2 protein-coding genes are annotated in these 2,793 nt (G+C 72.4%); both read right to left on the bottom strand.

Annotation, left to right across the window (positions count from 1 at the left end; genetic code table 11):
* Positions 1-136: 136 nt before the first annotated feature.
* The gene (gene ptsP, locus LCE31_RS38545; RefSeq protein WP_225022864.1) at positions 137-1,816 is read right to left on the bottom strand and encodes a phosphoenolpyruvate--protein phosphotransferase; all 1,680 of its coding nucleotides are present in this window, start codon (positions 1,814-1,816) and stop codon (positions 137-139) included.
* A gap of 76 nt (positions 1,817-1,892) precedes the next feature.
* On the bottom strand, positions 1,893-2,342 hold the full coding sequence (locus tag LCE31_RS38540; RefSeq protein ID WP_225022862.1) for a PTS sugar transporter subunit IIA: 450 nt from the start codon (positions 2,340-2,342) through the stop codon (positions 1,893-1,895).
* Between the last annotated feature and the right edge of the window lie 451 nt (positions 2,343-2,793).

The raw sequence follows: 2,793 nt of genomic DNA, 5'->3' as shown, positions 1-2,793 counted from the left end.
GCGCCGACCCCCGTTTAACCCCCCCCCACACCCCCCCCCCCCCCCCCCCACCCCCCCGCCCCGCCCCCCCCCCCCCCCCCGCGCGGGGGGGTCCACGGCCGGGGTGGTCGCGCGCGGGCGCGCCCACCCCGCTCCGCTACGTGTGCGACTCGCCCGACAGCACCGCCTGCGCGGCCCGCCTGGCCTCCTCCGCAGAGTCCGTCGCCCGGGCGGCCGACGCCGCCCGCTCGCACTGCGCCAGCGTGTGCTTCGCCAGCGCCGCCCGCACGTACGGGATCGACGCCGCGCCCATCGACAGCGACGTCACCCCGAGGCCCGTCAGCACGCACGCGAGCAGCGGATCTGACGCGGCCTCACCGCACACCCCGCAGCTCTTGCCCTCGGCCCGCGCGCCCTCCGCCGCCAGCGACACCAGGTCGAGCAGCGCCGGATGCCACGGGTCCTGCAACCGCGACACCGCACCGACCTGACGGTCCGCCGCGAACGTGTACTGCGCGAGGTCGTTCGTCCCGAGCGAGAGGAACTCGACCTCCTGGAGGATCGACCGCGCCCGCAGCGCCGCCGACGGAATCTCCACCATCGCACCGAACTTGGCCCGCAGCCCCGCCGCGCGGCACGCGTCCGCGAACGCCTTCGCGTCCGTACGGTCCGCCACCATCGGTGCCATGACCTCCAGGTACACCGAAAGCCCCTCGGCGGCGCGCGACAGCGCCGCCAGCTGCGTCCGCAGCACCTCCGGATGATCCAGCAGGCTCCGCAGCCCGCGTACCCCGAGCGCGGGGTTCGGCTCGTCCGCCGGCGTCAGGAAGTCCAGCGGCTTGTCGGCGCCCGCGTCCAGCACCCGTACCACGACCCGGCCCTCGGGAAACGCCTCAAGCACCGCGCGGTAGGCCGCCACCTGCTTCTCCTCGGACGGCGCCCGCGCGCTGTCGTCGAGGAACAGGAACTCCGTACGGAACAGCCCGACCCCCTCGGCACCCGCCTCCAGCGCCGCGGCCACATCGCCGGGACCGCCGACGTTCGCCAGCAGCGGCACCTTGTGCCCGTCCGACGTCGCGCCGGGGCCCGTCGCCGAGCCCAGCGCGGCCCTGCGCTCCGCCGCCAGCCGCTCAAGACGCGCACGCCGCTCGCTGCCAGGCTCCACGAAGACCTCGCCCGTGCTGCCGTCCACCGCGACGGTCGCGCCCTCGGCGACCTCCGTCGCACCGGCCAGCGCCACCACCGCGGGCACCCCGAGCGCCCGCGCCAGAATCGCGCTGTGGCTCGTCGGCCCCCCCTCTTCGGTGACGAAGCCGAGTACGAGCGCGGGATCGAGCAGCGCCGTGTCCGCGGGCGCGAGATCCCGCGCGATCAGTACGTACGGTTCGTCGCTGTCCGGCACACCCGGCATCGGAACGCCCAGCAGCCGGGCGACGATGCGGTTGCGCACGTCGTCCAGATCGGCCACCCGGCCCGCCAGGTACTCACCCGCGCCCGCGAGCAGCTCGCGGTACGAGGCGAACGCGTCGTACACGCCGCGCTCGGCGCTGCTCCCCCCGGCGATGCGCCGCTCGACGTCCGCGATCAGCTCCGGGTCCTGCGCCATCATGGCCTGCGCCTCAAGCACGGCCTGGGCCTCGCCGCCGGCCAGGTTGCCCCGCGCGATCAGATCGGCGCCGACCGCCTCGACCGCCTGCCGGGCCCGGCCCTGCTCGCGTTCGGCCTCGCCCGGGGAAATCTGCTTGGCGGGCGGTTCGAGCAGCGCCGTCCCCATGTGTCGGACCTCGCCGATGGCCACCCCGTGGCTCACACCGACGCCGCGCAGCGTTGTCTCCATTTCACCGTCTCCGATTGTGCGATGGCCCCCGTGCATCGCGGTTGATGTGCGGTTGGGCGACGACCGGGTCACCGGTTCACCGCCAGTCGAACAGCGTCTCCCCGGTCGCCACGTCTCCGCTCTCCCGCAGCTCGGAGAGGGAGTCGGCGGTCGCTTCGAGGGCGACGACAGGACAGATGGGCGACTTGCCGGCCTTCTCGACGCCCGCCGGGTCCCAGCGCACGACGCCCTGCCCGCGCACGACGGTGTCGCCCTTGTTCACCAGCAGCTCGAAACCGGCGCCGTTCAGCTGGACCGTGTCGATCCCCAGATGCGTCAGCACGCCGTGGCCTTCGGCGTCCACGACCACGAACGCGTGCGGGTGCAGGGAGACCACGATCCCGTCCACGGGAGAGACGGCCTCGGTGGACTCGCGCATCGGATCGATGGCGGTACCGGGCCCCACCATCGCCCCCGCGAAAACGGGGTCGGGCACGGCGGTGAGACCGATGGCACGGCCGGGCAGCGGAGCGGACACGAGGGTCATGGGACCTCCCAGTGGGCGGGGTAAGGCGGAGTAAGAACGGGTCCACCGTCACTGTGAGTAGCAAAGACGGCGTGCTGATCAGAGACTAAGTCATGGGTACCGGCGCGCCCGCAGGAGCGGGTGGGGGCGGACGGAGGCAATCGATTTGCCTGTGCCGACCGGGCACCTGTACTGTCACACCCCTGCCCGGCACCGACACGACGGAGCGACTGCGCCCCGAAGCCCGGTTGTCGGCGGAAACCTCTTCAAGCTTCATCGCCCGGTCCGGGCTCTGCTTCTGCGTGTTCGCAGGGCGGTGGTCGGGAAAGACGAAAAAGCCTGATACGGTTTAGGAACACCGAAGGGAAAGCCCGGAGGAGCCCCGGAAGGGATTCCGAAGGAAGCGTCCGTTCCTTGAGAACTCAACAGCGTGCTAAAAGTCAACGCCAGATATGTTGATACCCCGTCCATG

Source organism: Streptomyces sp. 8L (genome assembly GCF_020176795.1).
In the GTDB taxonomy this organism is placed as follows: Bacteria; Actinomycetota; Actinomycetes; order Streptomycetales; family Streptomycetaceae; genus Streptomyces.
This window is presented reverse-complemented; position numbering and strand designations above follow the sequence as displayed.

Excerpts from the sequence above, each read along its gene's own strand:
- ptsP (WP_225022864.1), bottom strand. The coding sequence starts at position 1,816 with ATGGAGACAACGCTGCGCGGCGTCGGTGTGAGCCACGGGGTGGCCATC.
- LCE31_RS38540 (WP_225022862.1), bottom strand. The coding sequence starts at position 2,342 with ATGACCCTCGTGTCCGCTCCGCTGCCCGGCCGTGCCATCGGTCTCACC.